Source organism: Campylobacter sp. RM19073 (genome assembly GCF_024723495.1).
Lineage (GTDB): Bacteria > Campylobacterota > Campylobacteria > Campylobacterales > Campylobacteraceae > Campylobacter > Campylobacter porcelli.
In genome coordinates this window covers 18,266-35,970 of the sequence record NZ_JANQCT010000007.1, presented here as the reverse complement: position 1 = coordinate 35,970, position 17,705 = coordinate 18,266, and the positions used below count along the sequence as shown (strand labels likewise).

Here is a 17,705-nt window from a genome sequence, read left to right as displayed (position 1 = left end):
CAAATTAAAAAACGCATTAATTAATAATCAAATTTAAATCCATCAATTCATAGCGATCAGCTCTAGCGGATTTATGTGATAATTTTTCTGTGTTACTTCAAATGTCAAATCTTGCTTAACTCGTCCAATTACATAGCCTTTTTTGACCTTTTGACCTACCTTAATCGTAGGAGCGATCTTATCAAGATGTGCGTAAATAGTATGAATTCCATTACCATTTTCTACTATTACAACCTTATCAAGCACAGGTGTTTGCTTAGCAAAAACTATAGTCCCAGCTAATACATTTTTAACCCTAGCATCAGTAGTAGCTGAGCGTAATACAACAGATTCATTAAAAATTTTAATATTATAAACTGGATCTATATAATCGCCAAATTTCTGTTTAACGCTAAATTTATCCAAAGGCGCAATAGTTTTAGCCCCATTATATCTCTTTACATTTCCAGCTTGATAGCTTGAGCCTATCATTCTGACATCATCGCTTTTAGCTGTAGTTTGCTCTTTGGCTTGTTTTTTAGGCTCCTCTTTTGGTTTTGCGGCTAAAATTTGTAAATTCTCAAGCGTCTTTCTCATCTCATCTTGTTGCTTTTTAATATCATTTAACTTCTTAGAGTAGATATTTTTATCTTGATTTAAAATCTCTAACTCTCTTTTTTGCTTATTTTGCAAGGATTTGAGCGAAGCTTGTTTTTGGCGAAATTCTCTAAGGTCAAATTTTATAGATTCTATCTTTTTTGATTGTGATTTTATAAGATTAGTTGTCTCTTCGTAATCTTGAGCTAATTTTTTAAACTCACTACTCATCACGCTATTTAAATTTAGCAAAATTTCAGTAGCGATAATGCTATCTTGGCTCTCTGAATAATCATTTGGCACGACAAGATCATAAGCAAAATCCTCGCTAATAATCTTTACCATCCTAAGCTCCATATCTTTTTGACTCTTAATAAGCTCCCCATTTTGGCTTGTAAGCTTATCAAGCTCGATATTTGCACTATGAGCACTATCTTCTAAGGCTTTAACTTGCTGCGATAGCTCACTAATTTGCTTAGCGGTATTCTCTACAGCCTTATTACCAGCGATAATATCGATAGCTAACTCTTCTAGTTTTTTATTTATCTGATTTTCTAATTTTTTAGCTGAGCTTATGCTATCTTTTTGATCTTTAATCTTTTGTGAGACATTTGAGGCAAAAATAGCATTAAAAAATAGAGCAATAAGTAGTAAAAATCGCATTATCTACGCCTTGAAAACATCATAACCAAGCTAACTGCAACAATAGAAACCACAACTGATGCACCAAATAAAATTGCCGCATCACTTAGCAAATCTAAATTTGGCTGGTCAAATCCAATGGCAAAAATCGCACTTTTAAAGCTTGGAAGTGCTGGAAAAATAGCATAAAAGATCACAACAAGAGTAGTGGCTATAATGCTATCTACAATTGCAAGTTTGTAAAGCATAGCTGATTTTAGCCAATATGGCGCACCAAAAAGCGTCATAATCTCAACTCTCCTACGATGCTCATAAAGCCAAATTCTCATCTGCTTAAATACCAAAACAAGCCCCAAAAGCCCAACCAAAATAGCAAAATACCCAGCTAGGCTTTTAGATAAAATTAGCATATTATAGACTTGATCGTGCGTTTTAGAAAATGTCTCTACTCGCTTTATGCCTTGGATTTTAACTAAATTTGTCTTTATATCCATCATAGTTTCCTTAGATGGAAATTTAGTCAATTTAAGGGAGTAAAATCTTGGTAAAACGCTCTTTAATACGGATATATTTTTAGCTGATATATCATTTTTAAGACGATTTAAAACCAAATTCGCATCAAGCGTAGAAAGTGAAGCAAATGTCGGTATAACCGGAATTAGCATATTATCATTTAACTCCACTTCTGATACAACTACTATATTATAATCATTTGCCATTTTTAGCTCATAATCACTCACAAATTTACCAAGCATTAAGCTAAATTCAATAGCAAAAAGCAAGATAAGAAGTGGGAAAATAACGCTAATATGACTCTTAAATGATCTCATTTATCTCTCCATTAGATAGCTCAAAATGGCGATAGTGCATTCTTAAGCCTGAAGGGATCTTATGTGTAACAACCACCACGCAAGTCCCAAGCCCCTCTTTTGCTGAGCGAAGGAGCGACCAGATAACATCGCTTGAATACTCATCCAAGCTCCCAGTAGGCTCATCGCATAAAAGAAGTTGAGGATTGTGTGCTAAGGCTCTTGCCATCGCTACTCTTTGCTGTTCTCCACCGCTTAGCTCAAGTGGAAATTTATCAGCTTTATGAAGTAAATTTACATGATTTAATAGCTTTGCAGCCTGTTTTTTACACACGCTTTGATTGTAGCCTTTGATTATTAGCGGTAGCATCACATTTCGCTCTACATTCCACTCATTTATAAGTCTAAAATCTTGAAATATTATCCCAACCCTTTGGCGAAGAAGTGCTAAAGCAGATCTACTAATACCCTTTAGCTCACTCAAACAGACATTTAAGCTACCCCCACTAATATTCATATCCCCATACATTGAGCGGATTAAGGTGGATTTGCCACTACCACTTTTACCAGTTATAAACACAAAATCATTTACATTTATATTAAAACTAGCACCATTTATAACCTTAAAGCTTTTATCATACTCTAAAACCAAATCTCTAGCTTCTACAATGTGACGCATCTTAGCATATCCTCTAAATTCTTATGAGCTTTGATATTTTCTATGGTTAGTAATGGCTTTTTAAATAGATATGAGATACTATCTTTTGTTATTATTAAATATCTATGCTCGGGTCTATAAAATGAGCCAAATGCCACCCTTAATAAAATAGATCCATCACAAAGCGTATAAATTCGCTCTAAATGTATAAAATGATCGCTATTTTTGATAGTTTTATTGGTAAAATTTGATTTTATCTGCTCCAAATTTGGCCTATCAAACTCAAATTCACACTCCAAATTTAGCTCATCACTACTACCATAAAATGAGTAGATCACATCATAAATATCCTTATTTTGCCTTATCCATCTATCTTCATATTTGCTTGATATTTCTAAAAATCTATTTTTATATATCTGTATATTTGAAATTTGTAAATCCATAAAGCAACTAATGGTATAATCACTATACTCTCTATCATCACTTCTTAGCTCAAATTTGCCACCATCTTTTAATATACGCTTAGTCTCCATAGCAAATTGTTCGCTTACTACTCGTCTCATCTTACTCTTTGTCCATGGCACTGGAAAGTGTAAAAATAGCCTATCAATGCTATTTGATTTTAATAAGCTCATCACAAGTCTAGCATCTAAATTTAGTAATAAAATATTATTTAACCCATTAATTCTAGCTAAATTTTCTACTTGCATACAAGCTGGTTTATACACCTCTATACCTATTATTAGTGTATTTGGGTTCTCTTTAGCTTGATATAGTAGATGCCTACCACTACCAAATCCAATCTCTACAAAAATACTCTTATACTCACAACCATCTAATCTGCTTAAAAGCTCATCGCTGCTTATTATATACTGATTATAACTGCTATTTTTAGACTCTTTTAATGCTATAGCCTGACTAATAACATCAGTAGCAAATAGATCTTTATATGCTATTAATGCCTTTTGTATAGCCTTAAGATTGGCTGGTCTTGAGAGTTTATCGCACTTAATTACATATTTGTCGCCGCTATTTTTTACCACAAGGCAAAATTCACAATCTAAAGCTTTAGTATATACTAACTTCTCATCGCCATTTATAGCCTCCCAGATAAACTCCACCCCATCCAATGATACTGGAAGTTTAATATCTTTTAAATTCTTAGCTAAAAAATTTGGCATTATTTAGTTATCACCACTGCTTTTTGACTATATTTAGACTCTAAGCCAAACTCATCTATGGCTTGAATTTTATATGTATATTCTACGCCTCTTCTAACTTCAAAATCGCTATAAGTTTGAGAATTTATATCATAAATTATATTCTCGCCTTCACTGCTTGATTTTGTAATTTTGTATTTTACAGCTCTTAAATCACTACCTTGATTCCAGCTAAGCTCCACAGATGAGCCATTAAATCCAGCTGAGCTAAATAGCGGCTCTTTAGGGGCTGGAAGAGTTGAGCCGACTACTGCGTTATTTTGGCGTGGGCTTTCTAAGCCATCACTATCTACAGCTGTAACCTTATAATAATAATTCACCCCATTATCATTAATCAAATCCTCATATGCCGTATCTAAAGTGGTAGCAACCTTTGTCATAGGAAATATATCATTTGTAGCACGGTAAATAGCATAGTGATTAAAATCATCATTTGAATTTGGATCCCAAGTCAAAATAATTTTTTTAGGTAAATTCACACTAGCACTTAAATTCATAACCATATTTGGTAACGCCTTTGTCTGTGCATCTACTACCTTACTAGGAGCTGATATGATACCGCTATAGGTTTTGACTGAAATTCTATATCTATAATTCTGCCCTGGCTCAACACTATTATCTATATATTCTACATTTAACCTGCCATTTATACGAGCTACTTCGTGCCAACTATCACTAGATAGTGAGCTTTTTTCTAATATATATGAAGCCACCCTAAGGTCTGGATGGGGGCGCCATAAAACTTTTATCTTATTTGGCAAACCATAAAGAGCTTGAATAAATGTAACTGACTCAATAAGAGGCTGAGTTGTAGCACTGATTCTTTGTCCTTGTGCTGAGATATTGCCTAGCTCATTATATGTCCTAAGCTCATATAGATACTCAGTTGATGGAGCTAACGCACTATCTACATAATGGGTGGTGAATTTATCATCAAGCTTAGCTATTACATTTAGTTGATTATTATCATTTGGATTTGAGCGATATAGGTAGTATCCGCTGATATTTGCATCAGCCATCAATGGCCACTCAAAAGCAATCTCAGTCATATCGCTAATAGTTTTTAGCTCATTTACTATAGGCAAATTCGGATCTATCTGCGTTGCTTTATTCGTAACACACCCAGCAAGAAATATCCCTAAAAACATCACACAAAACACCAATACTCTCATCTACTATCTCCTTATTAAATTCCTTACCAATACGCTCATAAAATTCATTAGGCAAAGGGGCTTTAAATTCCATAATTTGACCACTTCTAGGATGAATTAATCTCAAAATATATGCGTGTAAAAAAATTCTGCCTATTTTATCATTATTGCTCTTAAAACCATATAAATCATCTCCTAAAATATGACGATTTATACTTGCTAAATGCACCCTAATCTGATGAGTTCGCCCAGTAAATAGCTTCGCAGCGATCAAATTTACCATCTTATTTTCGCTTGTTAAAATATTAGCAAATGCTGATTTAGAAGGCTTTGCACCACTTATTACGGCATTTTTTAATCTATTTTGCATATGCCTACCAATTGGTCTATTTATAATACAATTTTCCTTAAGAGGCAAATCACAAAGTGCTAAATAAATTCTACCCATATCTCTACTGCTTAATTGAGAGCTTAAATTTGCGTGAGATTCATTATTTTTAGCCACTACCATCACTCCGCTAGTGCCTTTATCTAGCCTATGGACTATTCCAGCACGCTCTTGAGAGGCTAAATTTGAAAGCGTGTAGCCATTTTGCTTTAGCCACTCTACAAGCGTGGCTTCTTTGACGCTTGGAGCTGGATGGACTGTGATATTAATTGGCTTATTAATTACCAAAATATCATCATCTTCATATATGATTTCTATATCAAACTCAGCTTTAAATTCGCTTTGAATTTGAGTGATTTTAGCTTGATTTATCGTGATTTTATCGCCTAAATTTAGATTAAATCCAGCTTTTTTTACCACCTTATCATTTACGCTTACATTTGCGCTTTTGATTAAATTTATCACTTGATTTCGTGAAATATTAAGATGAGATGTCAGCTCTTGGTCTAGCCTTGCGATATTTGTAGATATAAATTCAGTCAATATTAACCCTTTTTTGGCTAGAATTTTAGCCAAATTTTGCTTAGGTTTGAATTTTGATACTATTAGATAAGAGAATCTTAACACATTTTGACTATGTTCAACCAGCACTTATTTTGCCAATCATATTTCTTTCATATAGCCTAATAAACGAAGCTAGCGATATGCTCTCAGCTAAGATGGTGGCATATTTGATAATTGGCTTTGGGGCGTTTTTGCTATTTTTTTTATTACCAATTCGCAAACTTGAGTGGCTCATCCCTAGCGTATATTGGATAAATATAATTTTGCTACTAAGCGTAGAATTGGTCGGCGTTAGCAAGCTTGGAGCACAAAGGTGGATTGAAATTCCATTTATCAACTTTACAATCCAGCCAAGCGAGATTATGAAACCTGCTTTTGTCTTAATGCTTGCTTATATCATCAAAAAAACTCCACCAGATGATGAAGGCTATAATCTTAAGCAATTTATCAAAATTAGCTTTTACATACTGCTTCCATTTGTTTTAATATTAAAAGAGCCAGATTTAGGCACGGCACTTATGCTATTAATCACTGGATATGGAGTGCTATTTATAATCGGAGTAAATCGCAAAATTTGGATTAGCATAGCCCTTTTAATCGGGATTTGTTCGCCAATATTATACGAAAATTTACACGATTATCAAAAAAAGAGAATAGCTGATTTCATAAGCGAAAAACCAAGTTATCAAGTAAGACAGAGCATTATCGCAATCGGAAATGGCGGAATAACTGGTAAAAGCGTAGATGAAGCAACTCAAACTAAATTTAAATTCCTACCAATTGCTACAAGCGATTTCATATTTGCTTATACGGTTGAGAGATATGGATTTATCGGTGGTGCTGGGCTTATTATGCTATATGGGTTTTTGATTGTCCATCTTTTGAGCTTAAATTACAAGCTTAAAGATGAATATTTCATCAAAGTCGCAGTAAGTGCTGTGGCGCTTTTGATATTTATATATGTTAGTATCAATATCTTTATGACTATAGGTTTTGCGCCTGTTGTAGGGATTCCACTTCCATTTTATAGCTATGGCGGAAGTAGCTTTATCACATTTATGTGTCTTTTTGGAATTTTGCAAAATCTATTAACATTTAGATTTGATAAAACAAATAGATTTGTTAAGATTAATTTTTAGTCAATCCCAAAATCTCTTTTCTTATCTCATCTTTGGTTAAATTTGAGATCTCTTTATAAAATTTTCCATCTTTGTGAAATAGATAGAGTGAAGAGCTATGAGCCACGCTATAATCCATAGCTGAATTTTGTAAATTTACAATCTTATATCTAGCGTTATAATTCTCTACTACCCTTTTTAACTCATCATCTTTCATCTTTAAACATACTGAATTTGAATAAAAATATTTAGCAAATTCATCGCACTCCTTTTCGCTATCTCTTTGTAAATCTAGTGTAACAAACAGAACTTTAATCCTATCATTTAACCCCATTTCATCGATTACTGATGATAGAATAGTAAGGGTAGAAGGGCAAATATCAGGGCAGAATGTATAGCCAAAATATAAAATTTTATATTCATCTTTAAAGCTTGTTATATTCACAGCTCCAAGCGTGCTATTTGCGTCAAAATTATATTTGGCAATTTTTAGTCTATTATCTACCAAAATATACGCACCAAGCGCCAACGCAATTAACAAAATAGCATACGCCAATCTTTTCATAAGTGCTCCTAAAATTTGCTTAATCAAAATTTCCTTGCAAAGATTAAATTTGCAAGGATTAAAAAAGTGGGGGGGGGGGATTATTTATTTGCTCTTTCTATATACTCGCCACGCACAGTATCTACACGAATTACCTCGCCCTCAAGCACATGAAATGGTATCTGAACTACAGCACCGCTCTCTAGAGTTGCTGGTTTTTTATTGCTACCTTGAGTGTCGCCTTTGAAATTTGGCTGAGTTTCAACTATTTTTAACTCCACAACTTGTGGCACCTCTACGCCAATTGCCTTGCCATTGTGAAATAGGATTTGAACCATCATTCCATCTATCATCCATTTTTTAGCTTCACCTATCTCCTCATCAGCAATGGCTACTTGCTCATATGACTCAACATCCATAAATTGAGAGTATTCGCCATCATCATATAGATATTGCATCTCTTTTTCTACTAAATTTGGAGCCTCACACTTATCGCCTGCGTGGAAGGTTTTTTCTAATACCTTACCATCGACAAATGATTTGATTTTTACACGCACAAATGCCGCACCCTTGCCAGGTTTTACATGTTGATACTCGACAATTTTATAAGGTTTGCCATCAATTTCGATTTTTAAACCCTTTTTTAAATCTCCCATAGAGTATGTTGCCATATTTTCTCCTTTTAAATTAATACTGCATATCTAGCCCACACACACGCATCAAGTGCATTTAGCTGGTCTAGTATATCTTTGTTAATATCCTCATCTACTAATATAACAGCTAGGGCAAAGCCATCATTATCTCTACCTAATCTAAAATCAGCAATATTAATCTTAGCTTTTGCTAGAATTCCGCTAATATCGCTAATAACGCCTGGTATATCACGATTTTTAAATACTATCATTCTACCTTTTGGCTTAAAATCAGTCTTAAAGCCATTTACGCTTACTATTCTTTGCTCTGTTTCGCTAAAAACAGTGCCACCTACGCTCACAGAGTCCTCATCTGTGATTAGCTTGATTGTTAATTTGCTCTTATATCCACTTGTTGGCACTACATTAGTAGATACTTCAATACCCTTTTCAGCTGCTTTTAGCGTGGCGTTTTCATAATTTATAGTATCACCTAAAACATCTTTTAAAGCACCAGCGATGCCAAAAGATAGCATAGCTTCAGCGTAATCTGATACCTCTCCTTCAAGCTCCAATCTAATAGCTTTAATCTGCTTTTTACCGCTAAGCTGAGAGGCAAAATATGCCATCTTAGGTAAAAGCTCTGTATAAGGAGCCACAAACAAAGGTAAATCCTCTACTTTAATAGGTAAATTTAGAGCATTTGGATAGCAAATACCCCTTGCTGCGCTAATAGCCTGCTCTGCTGCATCAATGGCGATATTTTTTTGTGATTCATATGTGTTAGCACCTAGGTGCGGAGTAGCACTTACATTGCTAAGCTCTAGTAGCTGATGGTCATTGCCAGGCTCTTTAACAAACACATCGATACCAGCATATGTTATTTTACCACTTTTTAAATTCTTATAAAGAGCCTCTTCATTATATAAGCCACCACGAGCGCAATTGATAAGCCTTACTCCATCTTTCATCTTAGCAATCTGCTCTTCATCTACCATATTTGTAGTCTCTTTATTTTTTGGTGTGTGAATAGTGATGAAATCACAACCCAAAATATCATCAAAATTCGTAGTATATGTAGCCCCCATATCTGTAGCCTTGCTAGGATCGATATATGGATCATAGGCTATAACCTTCATACCAAAAGCAAGACTTCTATATGCTACTCTTGAGCCGATATTACCAAAACCAATTACGCCTAAAGTCTTGCCATAAAGCTCATTACCATACCATTTTTCACGCTTCCAAACACGATTTTGCTGCAAGTCATTTACTGAATTAATATAATTTCTAGCACTATTTAACAGATGGCACATAGTCATTTCAACAGCCGCAATTGTATTTGCAGTTGGTACATTCATAACTATAATGCCCTTTTTAGAAAAGCCATCTATATCCACATTATCCACACCTACACCAGCACGAACTAAGGCTTTTAATTTTGTAGCTGCATTTATAAATTTCTCACCACAATCAGTAGAGCTACGAGTAATCGCCACATCAGCTTCGCCTAAAATCTCTAAAAGCTTATCTTTTGGTGTATCTACAGCATCTATAACTTTGATATCTTTTTGAGCATTTAAAATTTCAAAACCAACTGGATGAATAGCATCGCATACTATAACTGTTTTCATAGGTTAATTTCCTTTAAAGTTGTATGAATATTGTATTTTTTGAGTCCATTAACTGCATTTAAAACCATATCTTTATCATCTGTTTGTATATAAATATTAGCCATATCACCATCTTTTACAATTGTGAAATTTAGATTAAAATCTTTAAAAACTCTATTTATACAAAACATAGAATAAAAATCACATCTATTGATAATTAATATATATTGCTTAGTAGGCTTATTATCAGCAATCTTCTTATCATCTATCTTAATTATCATTAAATTTGTAGGCAATACAGAGTTATTATTTTTAAACTCTGCAATCTTCTCTAGCCAATTACCTGATTTTTGATAGTTATACTCTAAATTTATATCACTACTAGTAGCTGTCGCTAAAGGAGAGGATAGCCCCGAATTTGCATAAGCAAACAAGGCTATCAATCCACCAAAAACTACTACAAATATAACAGCTAAAATAAGATAAAGGCTGTTAGTTTTCATAACTCAATTATGCTAACTGCTCTTTAATAATATCACCGAGCGTCATTTTATCATCATCATTAATCTCATTTAAGACTTCACGCTCTTTTTGTTTAGCTAATCTTTTTACGCTTAGGCGAATTCTATTCTTTTTCTCATCAATAAAAGCAATAGCCGCCTCTATGCTATCTCCAATTTTTAAAGAATCAATATCAAGTGAGCCTATATCTTCTTTTCTAATTAGAGCATCGACATTGCCATCTAAGCTTACAAATATACCAAAATCTTTAATATCTCTTATAGTTCCACTTACAATATCGCCTATAGAGTGAGATCTAGCATATTCCATAGCCGGGCTAGCTTTTAAATCTTTTTGGCTTAAAGAGATTTTTTGCTCTTTTGGATCAATTTTAATGATTTTTACCTCTACTTCATCGCCAGCTTTAAACATATCTTTACACTTATCATTTCTATCCCAAGATGAGTCTTCATTATGTAATAAGCCCTCTAATCCGCCTACTCTTACAAAAGCACCAAAATTAGTAAGAGTAGTTACTATACCTTTTACCACATCTCCTTCTTTAAATTTAGAGCTAAACTCATCAAATGGTTTTGGTAATAAATTTTTAAGACTTACTCTTAGGCGACGACTAGCTGGGTTAATCTCTATAACCTCTACATCTAACTCTTCATTTTCTTTGATGAAATCTTTAGGATTTTTTATATTTTTATCCCAAGAAATTTCGCTAATGTGTAAAAAGCCTTCAATATCATTACCCAAATCAACAAAAGCCCCATAAGGCTCGATATTACTTACAGTTACCTTAATAGTATCTCCTACCTCTAAGCCATCTTTGATCTCTTCCCATGGGTCTGGAGCCGCTGCTTTAATAGATAGCGATAGATGCTTTTTCTCATTATCATATTTAATAATTTTGACATCTACCTTATCACCCTCTTTATATAGAGTATTTGGATTTACTGGACCTTTATAGCTAATCTCGCTATAATGGACTAAGCCATCTATTCCACCTACATCTACAAACATTCCATATGTTGTAATTTTTTTGATTGTGCCTTCTATTATATCTTTATTTTCTAAGATTGTAGATACTATCTCTTTACGCTTTTTTCTATCTTCATCAACTAGCTTTTTGCGTGAGACTACAATGCTTTGATTTTCCTTATCAATCTTAATTACTTTGACTTTAAAGCTCTTATTCATAGCTTGATTTGGGTCTTTAAATCCGCTTTGCGATCTAGGCATAAAAAACTCTATACCATCATCATTAACAGCGACAAAACCACCTTTATTTTTTGATATAATCTTTACATCAAATATATTCTCAGCATTCTCATCAAAATTATCTATAAATGCCTTTACCTTCTCTTTTCTAAGAGCTTTTTTATGTGATACGCTAGGTCTGCCATTTTTAGAGCCTGTTACTGCTACTTTAATGCTATCACCGATATTAAATAGCAAATTTCCATTCTCATCAGTGATCTCAGATATACTCATCACTCCTTCTGATTTTTTGCGTATATCTACATAGACTTCATCATCTTTGATATTTACGATTACACCATCGCACACGGTAGCTTCTTCACTCTTTAAAGACTCTTCAAACATAGTAGCAAAATCTTCTTCTAGCTCGATTTTGTCAATGTCATTATTAACGAATTTATTCGCCTCAGCCATCTTGTTCCTTTTATCTATAGATTTCTTTCTGCTTTACAGCATTTAAGTGCTAAATTCTACCTTTTTTTAGCTTTATATTATATTAACCATTACAAATTTTATCGATATTTTCAAGCTCTTTTATCACATTTTGTATAACCCACTCAGGTGTGCTAGCCCCAGCACTTACGCCACAATATTTCTTATCTTTAAACCAAGATGAATTTAACTCATCTTGACTCTCAATCAAATAGCTATCCTTGCATAAATTCTTAGCTATTAAATATAACTGCTTGGTATTTGATGAGTTTTTACCGCCTACGATTACCATCACATCTGCTTTTGTAGCTAACTCTCTTACGGCCTCTTGATTTTCTAAGGTCGCATTACATATTGTATTAAAGACTCTAACCTCTTTTACTCTTTGCATAAGGTAGGTTACAATAGTCATAAAATCTTCAATTTTCTTAGTAGTTTGAGATATTACTGCTACTTTTTGAGGTAGTTTAGCACTTTCTAATTCATCTTTAGACAAAACCACATGAACAGTCTTAGTCGAATAGCTCATAACGCCTCTTACTTCAGGATGATTAATATCCCCAAATATCACTATTTCATAACCCTCATTACTCATTTTCTCGACGATATTTTGCGGTTTAGTTACAAATGGACAAGTAGCGTCTATTATCTCTATTCCAGTGGCTTTAAGCCTTTGCAAATCACCTTTTGTAATGCCATGAGTGCGGATAATTGCCTTTTTCTCATCAGTTAGCTCATTTATATTTTTTAAGGTTTTTACTCTAAATTTATCCTTTAACCTATCAATTTCTAAGCTATTGTGTATTAATTCTCCGATTGTGGCCGATGTGGATTCTTGCGAACCGGCTGAATTTTCAGCTATTTTAATAGCTCTTTTAACGCCAAAACAAAATCCATAATTTTTAGCAAGTTCAATCTTCAACCTTAGCTCCTAAAACCCTTAAAAAATGGCTAAATTTAGGAAAAGATGTAGCTATAAATTCGCTCTTTGATATATTCATTCCGCACTTTAGCCCAAGCACCGCAAAACTCATAGCAATTCTATGATCTCCGTGGCTATCTATTAATGCCCTATTTGGTTTAGATCCAACTACCCAAAATCCATCATCATACTCTCCAGCCTCTATACCACAAGCCTTTAAAGCGTTGATAGTTACGCTAATTCTATCGCACTCTTTTACTCTAAGCTCAGCCGCATTTTTTAATTCGCTCTTACCATTAGCACAAGCAAAAGCAATAGCAAGGGCTGGGGCTTCATCTATTAGCCATGAGATGTTATCATCTACGATAATGGAATTTAATTTATCGCCGATAATTTCAATATCTCCTATATCTTCATACTCGCTATTTGTCAATGTGTAGCTAACTTTTGCACCCATTTTTTCTAAAATTTTATAGGCTTGAATTCTAGTTTTATTAAGTAGTATATTTTTAAATTTAATCCTAGCCCCAGGAGTTATAGCCGCAGCCACAGCGTAAAAAAAGCATGAGCTAGGATCATTTGGCACACTCATAATAAGTGGCTTTAATTTTTTGGAATTTAGTGGTTTTACTATGATTTTGCCATTATTATAGCTAATATCAGCTCCCATTCCCTTTAGCATTCTTTCGCTATGATCTCGGCTCAATTCTGGTTCACTAAATTCACACCCCTTAGCACAAAGCCCAGCTAAAATTAAGGCACTTTTAACCTGTGCTGAAGCTATCTTTGAATCATAGCTAAAATAGTCTAAATTTCTACCCCTAATAGCGATTGGAGCTTTGTTTGCGTCATCTCTACCATCAATCTTAGCCCCCACTTCAATAAGTGGCTTAGCTATGCGTCGCATTGGACGCTCATTTAGATACTCATCTCCGCTTAAGACATAAAATCCATCACAACCAGCCAAAAGCCCCATATATATTCTCATTGCCGTTCCAGAGTTGCCGCACTCTAAAACTGATTTAGCTGAGCTTATTTTAGCTGGTGGCGTGATATAGTATTTATTATCAATTTTCTCAATCTTAGCACCAAGTTTTTTGGCAATTTCTAAAGAATTTAGAGTATCTTCTGCTTCAAGATAATCACTAATAACGCTCACTCCATCACTCAAAAGAGAAAATATAGCACACCTATGGCTTATGGATTTATCTGTAGAGACTAGATCAAGCTCTATATCAAATTTAGAATTTAAAGCCTCTACTTTCATCTTAATCCCACACCTAAATTATCTTTTAACGCCGCTAAAATCCTATCCATTATAGCTACAATCTCCTCATCTTCTAGCGTCTTAGCATCATCTTGAAATGTAAATTTAACACTCAAGCTAACATTATCACCTAAGCTCTCATCGCTATAAATATCAGTCGGCAAAAACTCTTTTAAGCTTTTAATATCTAGCCCTTCAATTACCTCTTTAATGCGAAGATATGGCATATCTTTTGGCATTATAATGCTTAAATCTCTACTTAAACTTTGAAATTTAGAGTATGGATTTGCTAGTTTTTTTATAGGTTTTAAATTGTCAAAATCTATCTCACAAATATAGGTTTTAAATAGATCCCTACTTTGTTCTATTACGGCATTAACCCTGCCGATATAACCGATATAGTCGCCATTTTGATAGACTTTGGCTTGTTCAAATTCGCTTAAAAATTCAATATCAATTGATTTTTTTAGCTCAATTTTACCTAAAATATTTTGGATTAAATTCGCAAAATGGATAAAATCGATAGTAGCTGGTTTAGCACCATTTAAAAGAGTAGGCTCACCTAAAAGCCCACTAAAAACAAAGCCAAATTTAGCCCTTTGGATACCATCTTTATTAATCACATCGCCAAATTCAAATAGCTTAATTGATTTTTTTGAATTTTTAATATTAAAGCTAACTGCATTTAATAGGTGGTTAATAAGAGTTGGCTTTAATACGCTTAGCTCACTATTTATCGGATTTAGTAGCACTTCAGATGAGCAAGCCACGCCTAGCTCTTTAAGCTCAAGCGGATTATCAAATAGATAATGCACACTCTCAAAAAATCCTAAATTCGCAGCTTTTTGCCTAATATCACGAGATAATTTATATCTCTCATACGCTTGATTTGTGCGGTTTTTTTCACTATATTCTAGTGCTTTTACCGGGATATTATCAATTCCAATAATCCTTACAATCTCTTCGCAAATATCGTGAGAATTTAATATATCATGTCGATATAGCGGTGCTTTGGCATATATCTGCTCTTGTTCTACATTAGCATTAATATCAAATCCAAGCTTTTTAAGAATTTTAGCGATATCACTACTGCTGATTTGCATTCCAATCATCGAGCTAATCTCAGATGCGCTAAAGCTAATGGCAGATTGCTCCTTATCTAGCTGGACTTGTTGCGTGCCAGAGTATGGCGATACGCTACTATTTTTAGATAATAGACTAAATAAAATATCCATAGCGTAGTTTAAATTTGGCTCAGAACCACGAGTTGTCCTATGGGTAAATTCATCTTTTTTAATACTCTTATTATCGCCTAAGATTTGTGAGATTAAATTTGGATCTATATAACTAGCTTCTATTATGACAATTTTGCTATTTTCATCTACTCTGGCCTCATCGCTTTGATTAATCCCTGCTAGGCTTAAAATTTTATCCCCACAGCTAATCTCATATGCGCCACTGCTTTGCTTTTTAATCGTTATAGCTATTTTTTCATCAATATTATTTGCAAGTTTATTATAGTCATAAGCCCTAAATACAACCCCAGTATAGTGAGTGATATACTCTAGCACACGCTCTAAATTTGTATTTTTATTAGAGCCAATCATAGCTATTCTAATGGCTAATTTTAGCCTTTGATGAAAGCTTTGTGTGATGCCAACTGCCCTATAGGCAAAAGCACCATTAATCTTATCCTCACAATGAACACTAAGCAAACGACCAATCCCAAGCTGCCTATCATCATCGATATTTAGCTCACCATCTCTCATAATAATATCAAAAGCTGCTGATAGATCCCTAGCTACGCCATATATACTTAGACAATCTCCACGATTTGGTGTCAGCTCAATCTCAATAATATCATCATTTAAAGCCTCATACTCGCTAAGAGCCTTGCCTAAACACAACTCGCCTATACTATCATCTAAGATCATTATCCCATCATTTATCTTAGGCAAGCCAAGCTCGGTTGAGGAGCATAGCATTCCGCTACTTTTAACGCCTCTTAATTTAGCCTCTTTAATCTCCAAGCCATTTGGCATAATAGCACCGACCATAGCCACAGCTACATATATATCAGAAGTTGCGTTTTTAGCACCGCAAACTATCTGCAAAATTCTATCGCCAACATCAACTTCGCAAACATGCAAATGATCGCTATTTTCATGCTTTACACAGGTTTTAACATAACCAACTACGATATTATTAGGAATTCTTATACTAGTAAGGCTATCTACTTCTAATCCAATTGAATTTAGCTTAGCACAGATCTGTTCGGTGCTACAATTTGAAAGATCTATAATCTCATTTAACCAATTTTTACTTATTATCATTTAAACTGCTCCAATAGTCTAATATCCCCTTCAAACAAGCTTCTAAGATCTGGAATTCTATGAAGTAACATCGCAAAACGCTCCACACCAAGCCCAAAAGCGTATCCACTGACATTTTTATATCCTACTGCTTCAAAGACATTTGGATCGACAACGCCACTACCAAGGACCTCTAGCCAGCCTGTTTGCTTACAAACTCTACATCCGCACCCACTACAGAATATACAGCTTATATCAACCTCTGTGCTAGGCTCTGTAAATGGGAAAAAGCTAGGGCGAAATCTAACCTTAACATCGCCAAACATATATCTTAAAAAATCTTCTAAAATATATTTTAAATTCGCAAAGCTAACTTTTGTGCCCTCTTCTACAACTAAACCCTCTATTTGATGAAACATTGGAGTGTGAGTAAGGTCCAAATCTCTACGAAAAACAGACCCAGGAGCAATCATACGAATTGGTGGCTTTTGACTAAGCATAGTGCGAACTTGCACTGGGCTAGTGTGAGTCCTAAGAAGTCTAAAATCTTTTAAATAAAATGTATCTTGCATATCTCTTGCTGGGTGATGCTTAGGTAAATTTAAAGCTTCAAAATTATGAAAATCATCTTCGATCAGCGGCCCAGTCTCAATGCTAAAATTTTGTGCTACAAAATAGTCAATAATCCTATCCATTGTCTGCATCACTGGGTGTAAAGCGCCAGTAGAAAGCGGCTCATCAAATAGCGAAATATCAATGGCTTCGCTTTTCATTTTAGTTTTAATATACTCACTCTCAAGGATTATTTTTCTCTCATTTAGCTTGGCTGTTAGAGTGTCTCTTTTGATATTTAAGCTTTGAGCATAAGCCTTCTTATTTTCAGGCTCAACATCTTTTAATCTATTAAATTCAGCCGTAATGCTACCCTTTTTGCCAAATAGCTCAAGCCGAATTTGCTCTAATTCATCTAAGCTTGCAGCTAAGTCAATCTTACTAATAATATCTTGCAAACCATATTCCTTAACTAATTTTTAGATTTATTGTATCCAAAATTTAATTAAAAAAAATTGATACTGATAAGTTAAATTTA

The 17,705-nt window shown here is 34.1% G+C and carries 16 protein-coding genes; 1 reads left to right on the top strand and 15 read right to left on the bottom strand.

All coding sequences use genetic code 11. The features are described 5' to 3' along the window. Window positions 1–42: 42 nt before the first annotated feature. Genes CSUIS19073_RS04020 through CSUIS19073_RS03995 form a run of 6 tightly spaced genes read right to left on the bottom strand, consistent with a single transcriptional unit; the run spans window position 43 to window position 5,987 of the window. On the bottom strand, window positions 43–1,239 hold the full coding sequence (locus tag CSUIS19073_RS04020; protein WP_180379360.1) for a murein hydrolase activator EnvC family protein: 1,197 nt from the start codon (window positions 1,237–1,239) through the stop codon (window positions 43–45). Further along, the gene (locus CSUIS19073_RS04015) at window positions 1,239–2,048 is read right to left on the bottom strand and encodes an FtsX-like permease family protein (RefSeq protein WP_180379361.1); all 810 of its coding nucleotides are present in this window, start codon (window positions 2,046–2,048) and stop codon (window positions 1,239–1,241) included. The genes CSUIS19073_RS04020 and CSUIS19073_RS04015 overlap by 1 nt, the downstream gene beginning before the upstream one ends. Beyond that, entirely contained in the window at window positions 2,035–2,706 is a 672-nt protein-coding gene (locus CSUIS19073_RS04010) for a cell division ATP-binding protein FtsE (RefSeq protein WP_086236833.1), read from the bottom strand. Before CSUIS19073_RS04010 ends, CSUIS19073_RS04015 begins: the two co-directional genes overlap by 14 nt. Further along, on the bottom strand, window positions 2,691–3,866 hold the full coding sequence (gene trmB, locus CSUIS19073_RS04005; RefSeq protein WP_086236834.1) for a tRNA (guanosine(46)-N7)-methyltransferase TrmB: 1,176 nt from the start codon (window positions 3,864–3,866) through the stop codon (window positions 2,691–2,693). Before trmB ends, CSUIS19073_RS04010 begins: the two co-directional genes overlap by 16 nt. Further along, on the bottom strand, window positions 3,866–5,077 hold the full coding sequence (locus CSUIS19073_RS04000; RefSeq protein WP_086236835.1) for a fibronectin type III domain-containing protein: 1,212 nt from the start codon (window positions 5,075–5,077) through the stop codon (window positions 3,866–3,868). The genes trmB and CSUIS19073_RS04000 overlap by 1 nt, the downstream gene beginning before the upstream one ends. After that, window positions 5,013–5,987, bottom strand: coding sequence for an RluA family pseudouridine synthase (locus CSUIS19073_RS03995; RefSeq protein WP_086242138.1), 975 nt, complete (start codon window positions 5,985–5,987; stop codon window positions 5,013–5,015). Before CSUIS19073_RS03995 ends, CSUIS19073_RS04000 begins: the two co-directional genes overlap by 65 nt. A 53-nt stretch (window positions 5,988–6,040) precedes the next feature. On the opposite strand from CSUIS19073_RS03995, the gene CSUIS19073_RS03990 reads away from it, so the two are divergent. Beyond that, window positions 6,041–7,147: an FtsW/RodA/SpoVE family cell cycle protein gene (locus CSUIS19073_RS03990; RefSeq protein WP_086236836.1), complete on the top strand. Its 1,107-nt coding sequence runs from the start codon at window positions 6,041–6,043 to the stop codon at window positions 7,145–7,147. On the opposite strand, the gene CSUIS19073_RS03985 is transcribed toward CSUIS19073_RS03990, so the two are convergent. The 9 genes from CSUIS19073_RS03985 to pheS all read right to left on the bottom strand — a co-directional run bounded on the left by CSUIS19073_RS03985 (window position 7,137) and on the right by pheS (window position 17,625). Further along, on the bottom strand, window positions 7,137–7,691 hold the full coding sequence (locus CSUIS19073_RS03985) for an SCO family protein (RefSeq protein WP_086236837.1): 555 nt from the start codon (window positions 7,689–7,691) through the stop codon (window positions 7,137–7,139). The two genes, CSUIS19073_RS03990 and CSUIS19073_RS03985, sit on opposite strands and share 11 nt — an antisense overlap. A gap of 80 nt (window positions 7,692–7,771) precedes the next feature. Further along, on the bottom strand, window positions 7,772–8,341 hold the full coding sequence (gene efp, locus CSUIS19073_RS03980) for an elongation factor P (protein WP_086236838.1): 570 nt from the start codon (window positions 8,339–8,341) through the stop codon (window positions 7,772–7,774). A gap of 11 nt (window positions 8,342–8,352) precedes the next feature. Further along, on the bottom strand, window positions 8,353–9,936 hold the full coding sequence (serA, locus tag CSUIS19073_RS03975; RefSeq protein WP_086236839.1) for a phosphoglycerate dehydrogenase: 1,584 nt from the start codon (window positions 9,934–9,936) through the stop codon (window positions 8,353–8,355). Continuing rightward, a complete protein-coding gene (locus CSUIS19073_RS03970; RefSeq protein WP_086236840.1) occupies window positions 9,933–10,418 on the bottom strand; it encodes a hypothetical protein in 486 nt (161 codons plus the stop codon). The genes serA and CSUIS19073_RS03970 overlap by 4 nt, the downstream gene beginning before the upstream one ends. A 7-nt stretch (window positions 10,419–10,425) precedes the next feature. Next, window positions 10,426–12,096 (bottom strand): 30S ribosomal protein S1, encoded by a 1,671-nt coding sequence (locus tag CSUIS19073_RS03965; RefSeq protein WP_086236841.1) that lies wholly within the window; start codon window positions 12,094–12,096, stop codon window positions 10,426–10,428. Window positions 12,097–12,178: 82 nt separating this feature from the next. Continuing rightward, window positions 12,179–13,036, bottom strand: coding sequence for a 4-hydroxy-3-methylbut-2-enyl diphosphate reductase (locus CSUIS19073_RS03960; RefSeq protein ID WP_086236842.1), 858 nt, complete (start codon window positions 13,034–13,036; stop codon window positions 12,179–12,181). Continuing rightward, window positions 13,026–14,303, bottom strand: coding sequence for a 3-phosphoshikimate 1-carboxyvinyltransferase (gene aroA / locus CSUIS19073_RS03955; protein WP_086236843.1), 1,278 nt, complete (start codon window positions 14,301–14,303; stop codon window positions 13,026–13,028). Before aroA ends, CSUIS19073_RS03960 begins: the two co-directional genes overlap by 11 nt. Beyond that, entirely contained in the window at window positions 14,300–16,636 is a 2,337-nt protein-coding gene (pheT, locus tag CSUIS19073_RS03950; RefSeq protein WP_086242140.1) for a phenylalanine--tRNA ligase subunit beta, read from the bottom strand. Before pheT ends, aroA begins: the two co-directional genes overlap by 4 nt. Then, a complete protein-coding gene (gene pheS, locus CSUIS19073_RS03945; RefSeq protein ID WP_086236845.1) occupies window positions 16,633–17,625 on the bottom strand; it encodes a phenylalanine--tRNA ligase subunit alpha in 993 nt (330 codons plus the stop codon). The genes pheT and pheS overlap by 4 nt, the downstream gene beginning before the upstream one ends. Between the last annotated feature and the right edge of the window lie 80 nt (window positions 17,626–17,705).

What these genes read in the sequence shown, in the direction of transcription:
- serA (WP_086236839.1), bottom strand. Translation starts at nt 9,936, where the DNA reads ATGAAAACAGTTATAGTATGCGATGCTATTCATCCAGTTGGTTTTGAA.
- CSUIS19073_RS04010 (WP_086236833.1), bottom strand. Translation starts at nt 2,706, where the DNA reads ATGCGTCACATTGTAGAAGCTAGAGATTTGGTTTTAGAGTATGATAAA.
- CSUIS19073_RS04000 (WP_086236835.1), bottom strand. Translation starts at nt 5,077, where the DNA reads ATGAGAGTATTGGTGTTTTGTGTGATGTTTTTAGGGATATTTCTTGCT.
- pheT (WP_086242140.1), bottom strand. Translation starts at nt 16,636, where the DNA reads ATGATAATAAGTAAAAATTGGTTAAATGAGATTATAGATCTTTCAAAT.
- CSUIS19073_RS04015 (WP_180379361.1), bottom strand. Translation starts at nt 2,048, where the DNA reads ATGAGATCATTTAAGAGTCATATTAGCGTTATTTTCCCACTTCTTATC.
- CSUIS19073_RS03965 (WP_086236841.1), bottom strand. Translation starts at nt 12,096, where the DNA reads ATGGCTGAGGCGAATAAATTCGTTAATAATGACATTGACAAAATCGAG.
- CSUIS19073_RS03985 (WP_086236837.1), bottom strand. Translation starts at nt 7,691, where the DNA reads ATGAAAAGATTGGCGTATGCTATTTTGTTAATTGCGTTGGCGCTTGGT.
- CSUIS19073_RS03970 (WP_086236840.1), bottom strand. Translation starts at nt 10,418, where the DNA reads ATGAAAACTAACAGCCTTTATCTTATTTTAGCTGTTATATTTGTAGTA.
- aroA (WP_086236843.1), bottom strand. Translation starts at nt 14,303, where the DNA reads ATGAAAGTAGAGGCTTTAAATTCTAAATTTGATATAGAGCTTGATCTA.
- CSUIS19073_RS04020 (WP_180379360.1), bottom strand. Translation starts at nt 1,239, where the DNA reads ATGCGATTTTTACTACTTATTGCTCTATTTTTTAATGCTATTTTTGCC.
- trmB (WP_086236834.1), bottom strand. Translation starts at nt 3,866, where the DNA reads ATGCCAAATTTTTTAGCTAAGAATTTAAAAGATATTAAACTTCCAGTA.
- efp (WP_086236838.1), bottom strand. Translation starts at nt 8,341, where the DNA reads ATGGCAACATACTCTATGGGAGATTTAAAAAAGGGTTTAAAAATCGAA.